The sequence below is a fragment of the Nostoc sp. DSM 114160 genome (assembly GCF_053470305.1).
In genome coordinates this window covers 37,430-54,998 of record NZ_JBPFGO010000004.1, presented here as the reverse complement: position 1 = coordinate 54,998, position 17,569 = coordinate 37,430, and the positions used below count along the sequence as shown (strand labels likewise).

Annotated in this window: 15 protein-coding genes; 7 read left to right on the top strand and 8 right to left on the bottom strand. The window is 40.3% G+C overall.

Annotation, left to right across the window (positions count from 1 at the left end):
- Positions 1-80: 80 nt before the first annotated feature.
- The 3 genes from NSTCB13_RS32090 (at position 81) to NSTCB13_RS32080 (ending at position 2,803) form a co-directional block, all read left to right on the top strand.
- Positions 81-797, top strand: a complete 717-nt coding sequence (locus NSTCB13_RS32090) for a class I SAM-dependent methyltransferase (protein WP_448275097.1) — start codon at positions 81-83, stop codon at positions 795-797.
- Positions 798-1,212: 415 nt separating this feature from the next.
- Positions 1,213-2,292, top strand: a complete 1,080-nt coding sequence (locus tag NSTCB13_RS32085; protein ID WP_445631630.1) for a M4 family metallopeptidase — start codon at positions 1,213-1,215, stop codon at positions 2,290-2,292.
- Positions 2,293-2,503: 211 nt separating this feature from the next.
- Entirely contained in the window at positions 2,504-2,803 is a 300-nt protein-coding gene (locus NSTCB13_RS32080) for a protealysin inhibitor emfourin (protein ID WP_445631629.1), read from the top strand.
- A 257-nt stretch (positions 2,804-3,060) separates the two neighbouring features.
- Here NSTCB13_RS32080 and NSTCB13_RS32075 read toward each other — a convergent pair whose 3' ends face one another.
- The 6 genes from NSTCB13_RS32075 to NSTCB13_RS32050 all read right to left on the bottom strand — a co-directional run bounded on the left by NSTCB13_RS32075 (position 3,061) and on the right by NSTCB13_RS32050 (position 10,220).
- A complete protein-coding gene (locus NSTCB13_RS32075; RefSeq protein ID WP_445631628.1) occupies positions 3,061-3,537 on the bottom strand; it encodes a hypothetical protein in 477 nt (158 codons plus the stop codon).
- A 160-nt stretch (positions 3,538-3,697) separates the two neighbouring features.
- Positions 3,698-6,094 (bottom strand): hybrid sensor histidine kinase/response regulator, encoded by a 2,397-nt coding sequence (locus NSTCB13_RS32070; protein ID WP_448275096.1) that lies wholly within the window; start codon positions 6,092-6,094, stop codon positions 3,698-3,700.
- Positions 6,095-6,712: 618 nt separating this feature from the next.
- The gene (gene hpsU, locus NSTCB13_RS32065) at positions 6,713-7,294 is read right to left on the bottom strand and encodes a hormogonium polysaccharide biosynthesis acetyltransferase HpsU (RefSeq protein WP_445631626.1); all 582 of its coding nucleotides are present in this window, start codon (positions 7,292-7,294) and stop codon (positions 6,713-6,715) included.
- A gap of 2 nt (positions 7,295-7,296) precedes the next feature.
- Positions 7,297-8,253: a glycosyltransferase family 2 protein gene (locus tag NSTCB13_RS32060; protein ID WP_448275094.1), complete on the bottom strand. Its 957-nt coding sequence runs from the start codon at positions 8,251-8,253 to the stop codon at positions 7,297-7,299.
- A 24-nt stretch (positions 8,254-8,277) separates the two neighbouring features.
- On the bottom strand, positions 8,278-9,210 hold the full coding sequence (locus NSTCB13_RS32055; protein WP_448275093.1) for a glycosyltransferase: 933 nt from the start codon (positions 9,208-9,210) through the stop codon (positions 8,278-8,280).
- Between the two features lie 182 nt (positions 9,211-9,392).
- Positions 9,393-10,220, bottom strand: a complete 828-nt coding sequence (locus tag NSTCB13_RS32050) for a hypothetical protein (RefSeq protein ID WP_445631623.1) — start codon at positions 10,218-10,220, stop codon at positions 9,393-9,395.
- 525 nt (positions 10,221-10,745) lie between these two features.
- Here NSTCB13_RS32050 and cobU point away from each other — a divergent pair.
- The gene (cobU, locus tag NSTCB13_RS32045) at positions 10,746-11,321 is read left to right on the top strand and encodes a bifunctional adenosylcobinamide kinase/adenosylcobinamide-phosphate guanylyltransferase (RefSeq protein ID WP_445631622.1); all 576 of its coding nucleotides are present in this window, start codon (positions 10,746-10,748) and stop codon (positions 11,319-11,321) included.
- Positions 11,322-11,373: 52 nt separating this feature from the next.
- Positions 11,374-11,793 (top strand): hypothetical protein, encoded by a 420-nt coding sequence (locus NSTCB13_RS32040; RefSeq protein WP_448275091.1) that lies wholly within the window; start codon positions 11,374-11,376, stop codon positions 11,791-11,793.
- A gap of 198 nt (positions 11,794-11,991) precedes the next feature.
- Here NSTCB13_RS32040 and NSTCB13_RS32035 read toward each other — a convergent pair whose 3' ends face one another.
- Positions 11,992-12,519, bottom strand: coding sequence for an endonuclease I family protein (locus NSTCB13_RS32035; RefSeq protein ID WP_448275858.1), 528 nt, complete (start codon positions 12,517-12,519; stop codon positions 11,992-11,994).
- Between the two features lie 55 nt (positions 12,520-12,574).
- Positions 12,575-13,129, bottom strand: coding sequence for an endonuclease/exonuclease/phosphatase family protein (locus NSTCB13_RS32030; protein WP_448275089.1), 555 nt, complete (start codon positions 13,127-13,129; stop codon positions 12,575-12,577).
- A gap of 495 nt (positions 13,130-13,624) precedes the next feature.
- On the opposite strand from NSTCB13_RS32030, the gene NSTCB13_RS32025 reads away from it, so the two are divergent.
- Positions 13,625-14,584: a ribonuclease Z gene (locus NSTCB13_RS32025; RefSeq protein WP_445631619.1), complete on the top strand. Its 960-nt coding sequence runs from the start codon at positions 13,625-13,627 to the stop codon at positions 14,582-14,584.
- A gap of 641 nt (positions 14,585-15,225) precedes the next feature.
- Complete coding sequence (locus NSTCB13_RS32020) at positions 15,226-17,397, top strand: GumC family protein (protein WP_448275087.1); 2,172 nt, start codon at positions 15,226-15,228, stop codon at positions 17,395-17,397.
- Positions 17,398-17,569: the final 172 nt, after the last annotated feature.

Genomic DNA, 17,569 nt, shown 5'->3' with positions numbered 1-17,569 from the left:
TTCTTCTTATCGGTGTAGCATATACCCCAGTAATGATGGATGATTAATATTGATTAATTTGTCTATTTTTTCCAAATCTTATGCAGCAGGTATTTCCCGGAGAGGTATTCGCCAACACTGCGGATTTTGACACTGGTATTCGCCAACTGTTACCGCGATACGATGAGATGTTGGAGGTAATTACCCGTTGTTTAACTTCTACAAGTCGGCGTATTTTAGAATTAGGCTGTGGTACAGGCGAACTTAGTCTCAAGATACTCAACCGCTTTCCAGATTCCCAAGTAATTGCCCTAGATTACTCACCTAGAATGTTGCAATTTGCTCAAGATAAAATCACAGCAGCTGGATATCAACAACGCTGGACTGGTATACAAGCAGATTTTGGCGACTGGGCAGATAATCCAGAGAACTTGGATATTGGTAGCGAATTTGATGCCTGTGTCTCATCTTTGGCAATTCACCATCTCCAAGATGAGATGAAGTTGAAATTATTTGAGCGAATTGCTGGTAGCCTCACTCAAGACGGCTGTTTTTGGAATGCAGATCCTACCTTACCAGAATCACCAGCCTTAGCAGAAGTTTACAAAGCAGCACGAGAGGAATGGGCAATTGAACAGGGAATTAGTTTGACAAAGATTCGCGCTAAACGTGCCACTAGCACTACTCAAGGTTACTCTAGTCAAGACCAGCTAGCTAGCTTAGATGCTCATTTCCAAATGTTGATTGAAGCAGGATTTAAGACAGTTGCAGTACCTTGGAAATATTATGGTCTAGCGGTATTTGGTGGCTGTTTGTGAAAATTATCGGTTTTGGATGCCTAGATTTGAGATTTCCCTGTCTCCAATAGGCATTTATAAAATTAACAGCTTGATAGTAACAAAACAGCAATAAATAATATTATTTCTGTTGATAAGAACTAATATATAAACTCAATAGGCCTGTAGAGGAAGTCTTGCTAACTCACACAAGGGTCTTGACTGAAACTTGCGTTAATTAAGCTGGCTTGGTGTTTTTATACAATATTTCCACATCATAAGTACCAGCGAGCATACTATCAATCCTCTACAGACCTCTTCAAAAATACAGAGTATAAAATTTTCTTCAGAAAAGAAACCAGGAACATGTGATTTAGATTCGTTTTTCTGCTTCTTTCTCCAGTGGAGTTAAAGCCACTGTTTGCCATCACTTAGTTTCAAAAGGAGAATATCTTGGATGGCTCGAAATAAAAAGAAATCAGTCAGTTTCAAGCATGAGCAATCACCATACTCTAGATGCCCTATTTGTTGTATTATCCCACCCCATATACTAAAAAATGTCGTGGTGAATGGCAATCCTCAGCAGCGTACTTGGGCATTTCATACATTAAATATTTCGGCACAATTTTTAGGACGAAGAAATGTTGTAGGTAATATCTCGTTTGCGCCTTCTCCTGGTGAGAAACGCCGCACCATCTACGATGCTAAAAATGGGCAGCAACTTCCTGGTACGCTGGTGCGTGCTGAGGGCGATCCTCCTAGCAGCGATCCAACAGTGAATGAAGCCTATGATGCTGCTGGTGCGACTTATGACTTGTTTCATGAGATGTTCGATCGCAATTCCATTGATGATAAAGGACTACGTTTAGACTCCACCGTGCATTATGGTGTCAAATATGACAATGCCTTTTGGAACGGCGACCAAATGGTTTATGGTGATGGCGACGGAGAACTATTTCAACGCTTCACAAAATCAATTGATGTGATTGGGCATGAGTTAACTCACGGTATAACCCAGTACGAAGCAGGTTTACAGTATTATGGCGAACCTGGGGCACTGAATGAGTCATTTTCTGATGTCTTTGGTTCCTTGGTGAAACAAAAGACTAAAAATCAGACTGCACAAGAAGCAGATTGGCTGATTGGTGAAGGTCTTTTAGTACCGACTGTCAAAGGTGTTGCCCTCCGCTCTATGAAAACACCTGGAACAGCATACGATGACTCTGTAATGGGTAAAGATCCGCAACCTGCCCATGTAAAAGATAAATATACTGGTACTGAAGATAATGCTGGAGTACATATCAACTCAGGAATCCCTAACTATGCCTTTTATCTAGCGGCTGTTGAGATTGGTGGCTATGCCTGGGAAAAAGCTGGCAAAATATGGTATATAGCTTTACGCGATCGCCTACGTCCTAATGCAGATTTTAAAAAAGCTGCCAACGTCACCATTCAAGTTGCTGGCGAACTCTACGGTAATGACAGTAATGAGCAAAAAGCTGTGCGAAATGCTTGGCAAAAGGTAGGAGTTATTTAAAGTGAGGAATGAGGAATTAAAAGTTAGGAGTTTTTTCTTAACTTCTAACTCCTAACTCTTAACTCTTGTACAGACGCGATTAATCGCGTCTCTACTCTTAACTCCTAACTTTTAGATGTGTTGTTTGTTGTTGTTAAACTGGGAGTTGAGAACTATCATCTCCCAGTCTTAGTATGTATTTCAACTAAATAACACAACGGAGAGCGAAAAAATGCGGGTATCATTTGAACGCACGGGCGGTTTTGCTGGAATTACCAAGAAGACAACCGTTGATACAGATACTCTCCCACCACATGAAGCTGCCACACTTCGCCAACTAGTGGAAGTTGCTGATTTATTTAGGCTACCGGAACTAATTACTTCGCCAAATCCCCAGAGCGATCGCTTTCAATATAAATTAACAGTAGAAGATAACGGCAAGCAGCATACAGTGACTGTCAGTGAGTCAGCATTGCCAGGAACCTTAAGACCCCTAATTGAATGGCTACAGACGATAGCACAGAAAAGATAAAAAGTAAAAATAATTACTTATGACTCTCTGAAGCTAAGTAAGTCGGTGAGAATAAATCAAACTAGATTAAGTAACGTAAAAAATATTGGGATTATTTCGTAGTGAGGACTAAAGTCCTCTTATGAGGTCTGAATCCTTACCTACAAACCTTGAATTATTTACACCTCTCTACTTATAGAATATCTTCTGAATAGTCAAAATTGTGGCAAACTGATAGTAAAGTAATTCGTAATTATGAATTAAATAATTCATTTTTATTAGTTACTCTCAGGGTTGAGTTCGTTGATTTCTTTGCACTTAGCCTCTGCGGCTTGATATGCTGCCAGATAGTCTTGACCACCCAACATTACATCACCGTAATATTCATAAGGTGGATCGCCATAAATTGGTAATGGATCGTCTTCTGGATAATCTTCTTTTGATTCTTCAATGATAGCTTTCAGTTTTTTAACCGTCAGACTATGTGCTGCAAAATACCAGATTTCTTGAGGATTTTTGTTCAGGTGAGGTAACGTGGGATCGATAATCCGAACATCAGAGGTATCGTCTAGCTCAATCCAACTGTGTTCAATCGGTCTATATGGCTTCCCAGCAAAAGCTAGAAATCCCTGAATATACCTTGCTCCTTTTGTAGATAATGCTGCTTTATAAGCATTATCAAACGGAGTGCTAGCTCTGCTGTTTATCTGTTCAGCAATTTTGATTGACAGCGTTTCATCCAATAGTTTGTTCATTAATAGCAAGGATTAGAGCAGTCATAAAAACATATTACCACTGCTACTGACCATTTTGCTTGGGCATTGGAAATTGGTTATTCACTAATGACTAATGACTAATGACTAATGACTAATGACTAATGACTAATGACTAATGACTAATGACTAATGACAAACTCTACTTTGTGCTAATCACCATCTGTAAGTTCATTAACAAGTCGCTTGAGGTGTAGGGCTTGGATAAAAGGGTTTTGACACTATTACCAAGGTTTTTAATCATTGTATGATTGGAGGCTAATCCACTAACACCAATAATTTTGATATCTGGATTAATTTTTTTCAATACATTGATAGTTGTTGGTCCATCCATATATGGCATCATCATATCAATCAACACCACACTAATTTCTTGTTGATGTTTTGTATATAGTGCGATCGCATCAATACCATCACTAGCCACTAAAACTTTATAGGCATTTTGTTCTAACCAGGTTTGAGTAACCTCTCGAATTGAATCTTCATCATCAACAATGAGAATTAATTCTCCATGCCCTGCTGGTAATTCCTGATATTTAGCTAATTTACTATCTGCATCAATTGTCTGCGTTACGGGTAAGCAAACTTGAAACTCCGTACCTTTGCCCACTTCACTAACTACATTCACAAAACCGCTGTGGCTTTTGATAATACCAAGGACTGTTGAAAGACCAAGCCCTGTGCCTTTACCCACTTCTTTTGTTGTGAAAAATGGCTCAAAAATTCTATCTATTATTTCTTTTTTAATTCCTATACCTGTATCGCGCACGGTAATCATCACATAAGAACCGGCCTTAGCATCAATATTCATCCGGGCATAATGGCTATCAACCCAGAAATTCTTCGCAGAAATCTTGAGGATACCGCCATGAGGCATAGCATCACGAGCATTAATGCAGAGGTTCATCAGCACTTGGTGTATCTGAGTTGCATCACCAAAGACATCCCAAAGGTTTTGCCCAGGAACATCAATGTGGATTTCAATAGCTCTGGAAAATGTTTGCTTAACAATATTTTCGATTTCTAAAATTGAATTCCGTATCTGTAAAGTTTTAAAGTTACCTACAGATCCGCGGGAAAACCATAGCACTTGTTTAACTAAATCTGCTGCACGTTTAATATTTGTTTCCATAATTGTCAGCCATTTCTGACTTTTTTCATCCGGCAGCTTTGCCTCTAAAAGTTGTACTGTCATCATCATCGGTGTCAGTGCATTGTTAAGGTCATGGGCGATGCCACTTGCTAGAGTGCCAAGACTCTCCATCCGTTGGGCCCGGAGAAACTGGGCTTCAAGTTGCTTTTTCTCTGTGATGTCGGAGTTGACAATCAGGATGGATTTGGCTTGCCCCCAATCGTCATTTACTAGTGTCCAGCGGCTAGCAACGATGATTTCTTTGCCTTGTTTTGTGACTTGATATAGTTCACCTTGCCACGAACCACTCTCAGCTAAAGTTTCCTGGATGTTTTTCAATTGCCAAAAACTTTGCTTTTGATAAAAAAGCTGATTGACATTCCTGCCCACTACTTCTTCTGCCATCCAACCGTAGAGATGTTCAGCCCCTTGATTCCAAAATTGAATTTGGTTAATCAAATTTTGAACGATAATCGCATCTGTGGTGATGTTAAGCAAAGCAGCTTGCTCGCGGATTTTCTGTTCTGCATCTTTGCGTTCGCGTAGCGCAGCTTGCTGTTCGGTAATATCAATTACAAAGCCTGCCATTCGAGCAACTTTACCTGTAGAATCTAAAAAGATATACCCGTTGTTCTCAACTGTGATATAAGTGCCATCTTTACGACATACACGAAATTCAAGATGGAATCGCTCTTTTGTGGATAAAACGCGGTTAATCTCTTTGTTAAAGAAGCTGCGATCGTCAGGATGAATCAATTCTAACCAGCGGTTCAAACCTCCCAACATCTCAGGCATAGAGTAACCTAATATTCGCTCTACATTGCCATCATATTTAATCTCGTTGGTATGCAAGTGCCAGTCGTAGAGAATCTGACCACTTGCTTGAATTAGTGCTTGATAGCGATTGTTCCACTCATCTAATGCATCTGAATGACATCGTAGTTTTTCCTCTACCCGCTGGCGCTCCAAGATTTCGATCTCTAAACGGTTATTTTGCTCTGTAAGTTTTTTTGTGAGATTCCGTAAACGTAAATGGGTATTTATCCTAGCTAAAACCTCTTGAGATTCTAAAGGTTTGGTAATGTAATCTACAGCCCCAAGATTCAAACCTTTAACTTTATCTACCTTGTCACTCATGGCAGTTATAAATATTACGGGAATATCTTGAGTGGCTGGATTTGTTTTCAAAAGTCTACAAGTCTCAAAACCGTCGATTCCCGGCATTAATACATCCAGTAAAATCAGGTCAGGTGAAGCATATTCTGCTATCTGAACGGCACTTTGACCATCTTCAGATACTAAAACTTGAAAGCTGTAATACTCTAAAAAGTCAAATAATACTTGTAAATTAACAGGAGTATCATCGACTATTAAAATAACAGGTTTTCCATTTGTATTAAAATTCATACTTCCCTCTTATTAATTTTTTTTAAAACTTCTATAATTTGTTTTCCTTGAAAATAAAATTTTTATAAGATTTTCGTAAAATTACAAGTGGTAGGGGCAATTCATAAATTACTCCTATCTAAAAATCAGGGTTTCAGTTATTATTTGCGTAAGTCCTGCTTTAGCAAGTTAATGAAGATGTGTGGCAGATGGCACTCGATCGCCTACTTGTTGGAATGGCAAAAATAATTTTGCTATTTAAAATATCTCTTGGCTGATTTGGGATACCATACTTTCTGCCAATTTTTTTAGATACACACAAATTTTAGACTTAAATTAAAAAGATTTGATTAAATAAAAGTAAACTATTTCCACAAAATAGGGGTTTCCAAGTGATGAAGTATATATAACAATCTTGAAGCATTCGTAAAAAACAAGATCCTCGGTAACTTTTAGGAAGTCGGGGATCTACGGGTTGCAATTCTCACAAATCAAATACTAGTCTTATACCTCATTTTTATTAGAAAAAGCTATATAGCGATCGCACTTTTATTCTCTTTCCAAAAACAAATATATATATGGAAAAGTTAAGGGCGCACAGCTAGCTGCGCGCCCTTACTATATTTATCTATAAAAAATCTATGGAGTTGTGGAGGGATCGAGTTTTAGCCGAGCCGTTTTGGGGTGACAAGGGCTTCCCCAACAAACCTGTCCAGAAGGCATATTAGTAAAAACACTACTCCGAGCGCCAATCACAGCATTAGCCCCGATTTGCACCCCTGGCCCAACAAAACAATCTGCGGCTACCCATACACCATTTTCAATGGTGATACTCGCTGTTTTCAACCCAAAGGCCGGATCTTGGAGATCGTGAGTACCAGTACACAGGTAACTTTTTTGGGAAACTACGCAATGTTCGCCGATATGGATTTGATCGAGGCTATATAAAACTACGTTATCTCCAATCCAACTGTAGTTACCAATGGTAACTTTCCAGGGGTAGGTAAATCGGGCTGTGGGTCGAATTAATACACCTTTGCCGATACGAGCGCCAAATAATCGTAACAAAGCACAACGTAGAATATTTAACGGTTGAGGAGTTAGAGGAAAGGCGATCGCTTGTACAAACCACCATAATAAGACATACCAACTTGGACGCCCCCGGTCAAACCAAGATTGGTCATATTTGCGTAAATCTACGAAAGGTTGGTCATTAGTCATTATCAGGAATCAATGGTCAATAGCTTTGCTTCTGCTTCTCTGCTCGCCTGCTCCCCTGCTCCCTCCTTCGGCGTAGTTGCAGTATTTAAGTGACCACCACAGTTGCGTAATTCGTAAAGTTTAACGCCAATTTGATATTCATATTGACTCAGTAAACGTGCATAGATATATCCTGCTTTGCCATCTAAAAAACCGCGTTGAATTATATAGAATAAAACAAATCGCAAAACGGGTTTAAATGGCAGGCGTACCCAAACTTTTTTTAGAAATCGTTTGCGTTGTACGGCATCACCAAATAGATTAGCGCCGATAGTACCGCTATCATCTTTACCTGTAAGAATATTAAAATAAACCCTGGCTTCCCAGTTTGAATATCGGTTGTGGCGTTCTAACCAGTGGTAAAGGTCGCGGAAGTCTTCGTGGAGCATATCATTTTTGAGATACCCAACTTTCCCTTGCAAAACCACGTGTTCGTGAACTTCGTTATCACCAGTATTAGGAATATCTTCTGTATTTAGATTTTCGTAGCGACCTTTTTTATGTTGAAATAAACGTAGATTCCAATCAGGATATTTACCGCCGTAACGAATCCATTTTCCTAAGAAAAATACGCGGCGGTTGAGATAATAACCTGTATATTCCTCGTTTTTAATTGCTTGCTCAATTTCTTCCCAAAGTTCGGGGGTGATGCGCTCATCACAATCTACAATTAGTACCCATTCATTACGAAAAGGCAAATTATCCAAAGACCAATTTTTCTTTTTAGGCCAGCGTCCATTGAAGTTGAATTGTACGACATTTACACCGTAACTTTTAGCAATATCAATGCTGTTGTCGGTACTTTGAGAATCTACTACAAATATCTCATCTGCTCTGCTGAGGCTAGTAAGGCAAGCAGGCAAGTTAGCTTGTTCGTTTTTTGCCGGAATTAGTACTGAAACTGGTATTTTAGATGACATATTGAGTAAAAATTATGTTACTGGTTATTTCTTATTTGATGTAGATAAAAGACCTTGAATAGCAGCATTTAAGTAACCAATCTGACCGTAAGCATACACCAGTTTGTCAAACCGTTCTGCTGGATCGGAGAAATACTGTAAAGCTTTATACAAGCCTCGCACAAACCGTTCGCTACCTCGCTGTAATTGAGCGATCCCAGCTTTACCAGCGAGTTGTTCTCGATAGCATTCACTGATACCCTGCCACCAGCCCCTGTTTAAAAACCAGGAGCGTTGGAGACGCTCTGGGGCTACATTGTGAGCGACGAGTGCTTCGGGAAGATAAGCAACTTGCCAACCACGCTGTAGGGCGAATTCGGTCATTTGCAGTTCTTCGTTAGATAATAAATTTTTACCTACTCGACCGAGATGGGGATCGAAACCGCCAATTTCTTCTAAGAAACTGCGGCGGATGGAATAATTTAAGCCTCTGGGTGTTGAGCCAGGTTGCTCAATGTAAATGTTACTGTCACCTAAGTCGTATGCACCCAGATTTGCAGCTAGCCCAGGAGATAGCCACCGTGGTTGTTGAATTCCTGGGGGCCACAGGAGAGTGACTTTGCCACCTGCGATCGCTAGCTTAGAATTATTGTAATAGGCAGAATATAAAACTTGTAACCAGCCCTTACTGGCAACGGCATCGTCATCTAGATAAGCAAGAATATCACCACTGGCTACCTTTGCACCCGTGTTGCGAGCAACAGATAAACCAATGGTGGGTTCAAAAACATACTTCAGGCGAGGATTGTGTGCCCTTTCTTCTACAACCTCACGAGTGCGATCGCTAGATCCATTATCAACTACTACAATTTCAAAATCAGCAGCAAAATCCTGTGCTAAAAGACTATCAATTGCAGCCCCTAAATAGGTATCTCGATTGTGAGTACAGATAATGGCAGAGATTTGGATGTCTGGCATAGATTGAATTTTGGATTTGAGATTTGGGACTTCGGCTCCTTTCGACTCCGCTCAAGGCAAGTCGCTCAATCGAACGATTTTAGATTAAAATCTAAATCCAACGCTATAACTGCTGAGAGTTAATCTAAACCAAAAGTTACCGACCTACCAACCGAGTTTATTCGGAAATAATCTTTAAAACTTTACGTTTGTTGAATATGACTGTGTAAAACTACAAGAGTTTGCGCCAGTTGGCTGAGGCGGGTTTCCAAAGATTGCTTGCGCCCTAACAGTTGACGTAACTTTTGGTAACGAGCGATCGCCATACTAACATTGGGAACCTGATCTGGTGGACATGGACGCGACCAAACTTTACCAGTATCGTCTACACCACAGAGGCGATAGCCAGTAATAGATGATTGATAAGATACTTTTCCACCAGTAGCACAAATTTCTTCTACGTAGTTCATCAGGCGATCAACTTCTGCATGGCGCAGTGTCGCAGTTCCTCCTGGTTCTGGTTCGGTGGGATTGGATTCTAACCAGCCATTGACAATTGGCCCTTCTAAGTAAATATCCTGAATTTGTTTTAAAATATTTTGCAATTCTGTTTGCCAACCAGCAACAGTTTCCTGAATTTCTTGCAATAGATTCATCGCCAATGCAGGATTGGCACCGTGACGATGGTTACTAAAGGTCGGAGTTTTCAACTTGGGTAGGCTGGGTGTTTTGTTACCATTCTCTTCTGCTTGAAAGGTCTGCACAGATTCATGGTGAGGAAAGAAATTTTGGTCAGAAGGATAATCAACCTCAGTATTTACATTTAAATCAACTGTTTGTCCTTGTGACTTAACTTCCCCATTCTGAGAGGATGGAACTTGTGTACTTTCTGTAGGTTCGTTAGCGCCGACGCTGATTCTAAAGGAGAAAGGCCGTTTTGTTGTCGAATCAGTTGTTTCGGCAGTAGAGGCAGTGCCGCGATTCCCTAAATCGTGTAGAGTTGCTTCAATGCGTTTTAAGCCTGCGTTCATAAAGACATCCTAAAGTTTGCTGTCCCCAGTAGTATTGAATAATTGAGAATGGGGTAGTTGGGATTTTTGGCTTTTGCCAGTTGTAACATCTAATGATGTTGGTGCTAATTTTATCCCTTAAAAGTTATTTGAAACCAAAAATCTCACCCATTAAGTAAAAAATGTGGCGATCAATTGTAACCGTGGGTATGTAGAGGAGGCAGGAGATGGGAATTTATCTGTTGCTCTCAACCCCATCTAATTCCAATCTACGATTTTGTAGATTTTGGTGGAGGACTTAAACCGCAAGCTCACTTGCAATAATAACTACAGGAGGCTACGGCAATATTCCAACTGAGCCTTCTACCCGGTTGTTGAGCGACTTGCCCTGAGTTTCGACTGCGCGGTAATCGAGCGAAGTCGAGATTCAACTACCGCGTAGTCGTTGGCGTGGTCACTGAGCGTAGTCGAAGTGCAGCCTCTCCAAGAGTTGGGAGTCGAAACACTGCCTCCTGCCTCTCTTGTTAAAATACTCAGTAAAAAACTTTGGGTAAAATCATCTTAGTAACAGGGCCAGCACGATCTGGTAAAAGTGAATGGGCAGAAACTTTAGCTATGCAGTCAGAAAAAGCAGTTATTTATATAGCAACAGCCACCGATAACCCAGATGACCAAGAGTGGCACCAACGCATTTTAGAACACCAAGAACGTCGTCCCCAAGACTGGGTAACTCTATCTGTACCTATAGAACTGTCTGCTACCCTCGCTGATGCCAAACCCTATACTTGTCTCTTAGTTGATTCTTTAGGGACTTGGGTTGCCAATCTCCTAGAACAGGATGAATATAGCTGGGAAAATACCCTTGCAGAGTTTTTAGAGACGGTGGAATTGGTTGCTGCTGATATGCTGTTTGTAGCAGAAGAAGTGGGTTGGGGTGTGATCCCAGCTTATCCCCTTGGAAGGGCGTTCCGCGATCGCCTCGGTTCTTTAGTACGCCAGCTAGCAACACTTAGCGAAACTGTTTATTTAGTGACTGGCGGCCATGTTCTCAATCTCAGCATCCTTGGTTCGCCATTGCCAAATAGAGCTGATGCTGGAACATTCAGGAGTCAAGATTCTTAACTGTTGATTCAAATTAATCCAAAATCTAAAATCTAAAATCTAGAATTGTAATATGGCAACCAAACAAGAAGTTAAAGGATATCTTGCCTACTGGTTTCAGTTGGGTAAGAGGGTGATTACGGGCAACGGTAAGGCAAGCTTTTTGCCCCAATCGGTGCTAAATGGCGATCGCTATAGTCAAGAATTTGAAGAATGCTGGCAAAAAATTATTTCACCGAAATCGGGTGATTGTTACCTTGAGGGTACACATGAAACTATTGCTGAATTGTTGACACCAGCATGGAATATGCTACCTTGCAGCCGATGCAATATGCCAGTAGCCGCGCGAAACGTCGGGATGCCAGCGTTGTTATGTCCCTGCAATGATTTACCTAACTGGCCAAATACTGAATTGCCAGCACCGCGAGAGCCAATTAAAACTCAAGACCAACTCCAAAGAATTTGCAATCGGCTCGTAAAGAATATTACATAAAAAAATTGCTATGGGACTTCCAATTTAAGAAGGCAGGAGGCAGTGTTTCGACTCCCAACTCTTGGAGAGGCTGCACTTCGACTACGCTCAACGACCACGCCAACGACTACGCTCAGAAAAACCCATCTGCTCAATTTCTTAAAAACGGAGGTCTAAAACTCTTCCCACCAGGATAGAGTTAAGACCTATGTATTTTTTTTAGTTGCAGTAGGTTCGTTGTGGCAGGGTAGAATCTAACACAAAGGGATTATCATTACCCTGGGGTGTTTTAGCGATCGCATGACTGCGTGCTACCTCACCAGCATCAATTGGATCGTCTGCTTGCCATTGACAGAGAGTATCCTTTTGTGCATCAAAGAAGCTTGCATTCGCCAGTTCTGGGTAGACTGTGCGGAAATAGAAAATTACCCGAGCAATATCTCCTTTCTTCGCCTCCCGTGGTTCAAAGAATCCCCGTTTGAATTCACTGTATTTGTCAATATCCTGCGGACTTGGTTGGAAACTTAGTTCATCATCATCGAGATACCAAGACGTAGTTTGATTATCAGGAATATCTCCAAATGGAAAATTGGCGCGATCGCTGTTAATTTCTACACGTGAAGCAAAGAGGTTATGCAAATCGCTTTTTGCTGGGCCTTCAGCTCCCACGCTCTGCGGCCAAACGTGTTCAGCATTGATTCTGCGTTGTGCTGCTTCCTCTCTGGGTTTATCTGAATTTGGGTCGATCGGAACACTGTAACCAGCGTAGATGTCTGTTACTATACCGCCTTGGTTATCTATTTTAAGGTTTACGACTTTCTAAAAAAGCTGGATCGTCCGCAAAGCGTTCAAGCTTTTGTAGCTTAACTCGTTGAGGATTGAACAAAAAGCCTACCCGAATATTGCCACCTGGTTGGCCTCCATCAAGTCCGTTCTGAGGAGGAATTTCCCGATATTCATAGGCTGGGCCTCCTACAGATTGGATAGAACTGATTAGAGTATCAGCAGTTAGAGTAGCATCAACTACAGAACTTAACTCAGCTCCATCATTGTCTTGTACTTCTTGCAAAGCAATAATGTCTGGTGCTTCAAGATTAGTAACAATCTGGTTTGCTAAAGCTGTAAACTTACCGTTTTTCACATCATCATCGACGTTTCTGGGCGACTTATTATCAACCTTAGAGACGTTTTCCTTTTTAGGATCGAGGTTTTCCACATTAAAGGTGCTAATCGTTAATTGCGTAGGGCTTCCTACCAAAGATGTAACTTGTACACCATGAGCGATTCCTGAAGGAAGCGAGAATGCAAGAAAAACGATAAAGCATAGTGCTTGCAAGATTTTTCGGAAAGAACTCATGAACATTCTCCTTAATTGCAAATAGAGACTTAACTCAGTTGGAGCGCCATTCCGAAGATATGAGAAGCAAAGAAATTAAAGTTTTTCTCAAGTCATTTGACTAAGAAAAACAATCTATCTGTTTCAGTCCTAAATCAAGTATTGAGTGCAAGCTTATGTTTGTATTAAGAGATGTACTTCGATTCCCAAGAAGAAGTCATAACACAACCAATAATACAGCAGTCATTTGGTATTTATCAACTTATTATCTAGTCACTTGCGGATACTAAATTGCGAGAATAACTAGTAACTAATACCCCATGCTCCTCAAGAGTGCTGAGTGGAGAATCTTACTTTTTTACTCAGGACTGAGAACGGGCTAAATGCCCCGCTAACGGAACTTTGAACTGTTTTGCCCCATGCCCAATGCTCAAATTGCTAAATATTTTGCTCAATAACCGTGCCACTATAGAAAATAGAGCTGCAAATTGAGCAATAGGAAGACTAAAGAACACTGTGCAGATAACATTCTTAGGGACGAGTTCCGGTGTACCCACGCGATCGCGCAATGTTTCCAGTGTCGCTCTGAGATTACCCCAAAGGGCAGAACTCTGGTTATTCGACTGTGGCGAAGGTACTCAGCATCAAATTATGCGGAGTGAACTGAAAATCAGTCAACTCTCCCGAATTTTTATCACCCACATGCACGGCGACCACATCTTTGGCTTGATGGGACTTCTTGCTACTTGCGGCTTGGCTGGCAATGTGGAACGAATTGATATCTATGGCCCACCTGGATTAAATGATTACATTCAATCCGCCTCACGTTATTCCTACACGCATTTTTCTTACCCGATCAAAGTTCACGCCATCCGTCCAGGGATAATTTATGAAGACGATGACTTCACCGTTAGCTGCGGTAATTTGCATCATCGGATTACAGCTTTTGGCTACCGCGTAGCCGAAAAAGACCGAGCCGGACGCTTTGATGTGGAAAAAGCCAAGGCGTTGCAAATTCCTCCTGGTCGGGTTTACGGTCAACTCAAGCGGGGTGAAACAGTTACGCTTGTGGACGGACGGGTGATTGATGGCACTCAATTATGCGGCCCTACAGAAATTGGTCGAAAGATTGCCTATTGTACAGACACAATTTATTGTGATGGTGCAGTGGAATTAGCTCATGATGTCGATGTATTAATTCACGAAGCAACCTTTGCCCATCAAGATGCAGATATGGCTTTCCAGCGGTTACATTCGACTACCACAATGGCAGCACAAACAGCTTTAGCTGCTGGGGCGCATCGACTGATTATGAGTCATTTTAGTCCCCGCTATGCTCCGGGAAATACTTTAGAGTTGAAGGATCTCCTCAAAGAAGCTCGTGCTATTTTTCCCCGTACTGATATGGCTTACGATTTTATGATTCATGAAGTACCCAGACGACGGGAAGTAGAGTTAACCAAGGTAGGCGTTTAAATTTTGGACTTTCCTGCAAAACGCTACGCCTAGCTTGCTTCCCCAGAAGGGTACGGCTACGCTCAGTCTAACAATTTTAGATTTTAGATTTTTTATTGAACGCTTCTAATCTAAAATCTAAAATTAAGCAGGTTCTATCTTAGATTTTAATAGTCTCAATCATAAAATCAAGCAAATAATCAGTAGCTTCGTTTTGGAAGTAAGTCAATTATTTAACCAACAATTTACTGTTAACTAGATGTATCAAGAATATACAAATAGTATGATTTAAATATTTTTATCAATGTGTTTTTTTTATTACAAGTTATCAAAATAACTTTAATATATCTAGTATTCTTGTGAGTTGGATAGTTTTATACTCAAATACTTAGGAAAAATCATTAATTTTTCGTCAAGATTTTTATTGATTAAATAAAATATTTATGAAAATTTTATCCTTCTCACACTGATTCAGAATTTATATGCATGAATTGATGAACATGAAAGCGCCAGTTGGCATAATGTTGTGCCAAATTAGCTTGTCATTGTTGGAAGAAGAATTAAGTATGCGATCGCAGCTATTAGGTGTAAAAAAAATCATTTCATATTTCTCATAAATCTTCCAAATAAATATAGTGTTTCGATATTAGAGGAGTTTAATAGTGGCTAAGACTAGTCTGAATCAAAAGCAACAGGTTACTACTTCAACACAAGGCGCAGTTGACATCAGACAACTATCTACTATTTTGCTTCGCCGACGCTTTCCGATCTTTGGAGTTTCCTGTGTAGTTATGTCAGTTGCTAGCCTCTTGGCTATCAATGCCAAACCTACTTACCAGAGCAATATGCAGATATTGGTGAATTCCAATTTATCTGAAGGGTCACAGTCAAATTCTCAACTTGTTGATCCCACTACTCAGATGAAACTGATGCTGAGTTCTAAGTTGCTTCAGAAAGCTGTAGATTTACTCCATTCTGATTATCCTGAGCTTACTTTACAAGATATCAATGGTCAAAAACAACATAACAAAAAAGCACCTTTAGAAGTAACTCCAGAAGCGGGAGGTATAGGAGCAAATAAAGTTTTTAATCAGTCATTTAAAGTTTCTTTTCAGGATGACGATCCAGTAAAAGCACAAAGAGTACTTCAAGCGCTACAGAAAGTCTATCAAAACTACAATAAACAGCAGCAAAAAGAACGTCTGAATCAGGGATTAGCTTTTGTAAACACTCGCCTACCTGAGGTCAAAAAAGAGGTAAGTAAAGCTGAGAAAAATTTAGAACAGTTTCGCAAAAAACATAAATTACTCGATCCCGAAGTCCAAAGTAAAATTCTGCTAGAATCTCTAGCCGATATTCAACAACAATTACAAACCACTCGTGCCAACCTTCAAGATGTAAACGCTCGCTACGATAATCTAGAGCAATTAATAGCATCTTCATCCCAGCAGAATACACTACTTTCTTCTCGTTTAAATCAGTCAAGCCGCTATCAAGCATTATTAAGTGAAATTCAAAAGACTGAACTAGCGTTGGCTAAGGAGCGGCTCCGGTATACAGATGATTACCCATCGGTACAAAAATTAAAACAGCAACGCCAAAGTCAACTTTACCTTTTACGAGAAGAGGTAAAAAATATTACTAATACTAGTAAAGAAAAACCCTTATTCAAAGGACAAATGTTAGGGGTCGATCCAACACTAGTAGATGAGTTTGTTTTGGTACAGACAAGTGTTTTAGGACTAACTGCCAATGAAAAGAATTTGGTCGAATCAGAACAGCAACTACGCTCTGAGCTAAACCAATACCCAAGCTTAATAGCAGAGTATAATCGTCTACTGGTAAAGGTAGAAACTAGTCGTAAAAACCTTGAACAATTAATCCAAGCGCAACAGTCATTAGGATTGAAAATTGCTCAGGAAGGATATAACTGGCAAGTTTTGGCAGAACCTTCTCCTGGTATTTATATGGGTAACAATAGATTATTCATTTTGGTTGGAGGAGCAATAATTGGGCCGATTTTAGGTATCTTAGCAGCTCTGATTTTGGAAAAGTTTAATGACGCTATTTATTGTGCCGAAGATTTAAAGAAAGTGACAAATCTACGTGTATTAGGATCGGTACCAAAACTACCGTCACGTGGTGTCAAAAAACGGCGGCTTGGCCTGCCTTGGAATTTCCGAGTCAACTCAAATTCTTCTATAATAGAAGCCAGTAATAAATTGCCCGTCCATGAAACTTTGGACATGATCTATCAAAATATTCAAATATTAAAATATCCCTTACCATTCAAGTCGCTGATGTTCACTTCAGCACTACCAAGAGAAGGAAAGACAACCTTAATATTAGGACTTGTAGCTAGCGCTGCCCGGATGCATAGACGGGTATTAGTAATTGATGCTAACCTACATAATCCTAGCCTGCACAAAATCTTGGAACTATCCAATGATTGGGGACTGTCTCTATTATTAGTTGATGAGACAACGACTCATTTTCAAGATTACATCCAGCCGATTCACCCCTCTATTGATATTTTGACTGCTGGACCAGAACCAGAAGACACAGTGAAGTTGCTCAGTTGTCAACGGATGAAAGAACTAATAGAGCTATTTGAGCAAAGTTATGACCTAGTACTAATAGATGCCCCATCTATTTTAGGCACGGTTGATGCCAGGATTGTGGCATCTTTTTGCAGTGCTATTGTAATGGTAGAGCGTATGGGGAAAGTGACTCGAACTGAACTGACTCAAGCAACAGAAATTTTGAGTAAGTTAAATTTAATTGGAATTATCGCTAATGAAGCAAGCAATTCTCAAAAGGTATTGACATCGTAAATCGGAGAATAAAAGTTTCTCTTCCACAGCAGTCAGGTTTAGACGATTCACTTTCCCCAATTTCTGATTTCTAGCTAATTAGGACTTACGCAAAAACTCTCTCAAACTCTTATTACTTCTCTGCGAGACGCTGCGCGAACGTGTACTTTGCGTCTTTGCGGCACCATTCGAG

Excerpts from the sequence above, each read along its gene's own strand:
- NSTCB13_RS32085 (WP_445631630.1), top strand. The coding sequence starts at position 1,213 with ATGGCTCGAAATAAAAAGAAATCAGTCAGTTTCAAGCATGAGCAATCA.
- NSTCB13_RS32070 (WP_448275096.1), bottom strand. The coding sequence starts at position 6,094 with ATGAATTTTAATACAAATGGAAAACCTGTTATTTTAATAGTCGATGAT.
- NSTCB13_RS32060 (WP_448275094.1), bottom strand. The coding sequence starts at position 8,253 with ATGTCATCTAAAATACCAGTTTCAGTACTAATTCCGGCAAAAAACGAA.
- NSTCB13_RS32090 (WP_448275097.1), top strand. The coding sequence starts at position 81 with ATGCAGCAGGTATTTCCCGGAGAGGTATTCGCCAACACTGCGGATTTT.
- NSTCB13_RS32080 (WP_445631629.1), top strand. The coding sequence starts at position 2,504 with ATGCGGGTATCATTTGAACGCACGGGCGGTTTTGCTGGAATTACCAAG.
- hpsU (WP_445631626.1), bottom strand. The coding sequence starts at position 7,294 with ATGACTAATGACCAACCTTTCGTAGATTTACGCAAATATGACCAATCT.
- NSTCB13_RS32075 (WP_445631628.1), bottom strand. The coding sequence starts at position 3,537 with ATGAACAAACTATTGGATGAAACGCTGTCAATCAAAATTGCTGAACAG.
- NSTCB13_RS32055 (WP_448275093.1), bottom strand. The coding sequence starts at position 9,210 with ATGCCAGACATCCAAATCTCTGCCATTATCTGTACTCACAATCGAGAT.
- NSTCB13_RS32030 (WP_448275089.1), bottom strand. The coding sequence starts at position 13,129 with ATGAGTTCTTTCCGAAAAATCTTGCAAGCACTATGCTTTATCGTTTTT.
- NSTCB13_RS32050 (WP_445631623.1), bottom strand. The coding sequence starts at position 10,220 with ATGAACGCAGGCTTAAAACGCATTGAAGCAACTCTACACGATTTAGGG.
- NSTCB13_RS32040 (WP_448275091.1), top strand. The coding sequence starts at position 11,374 with ATGGCAACCAAACAAGAAGTTAAAGGATATCTTGCCTACTGGTTTCAG.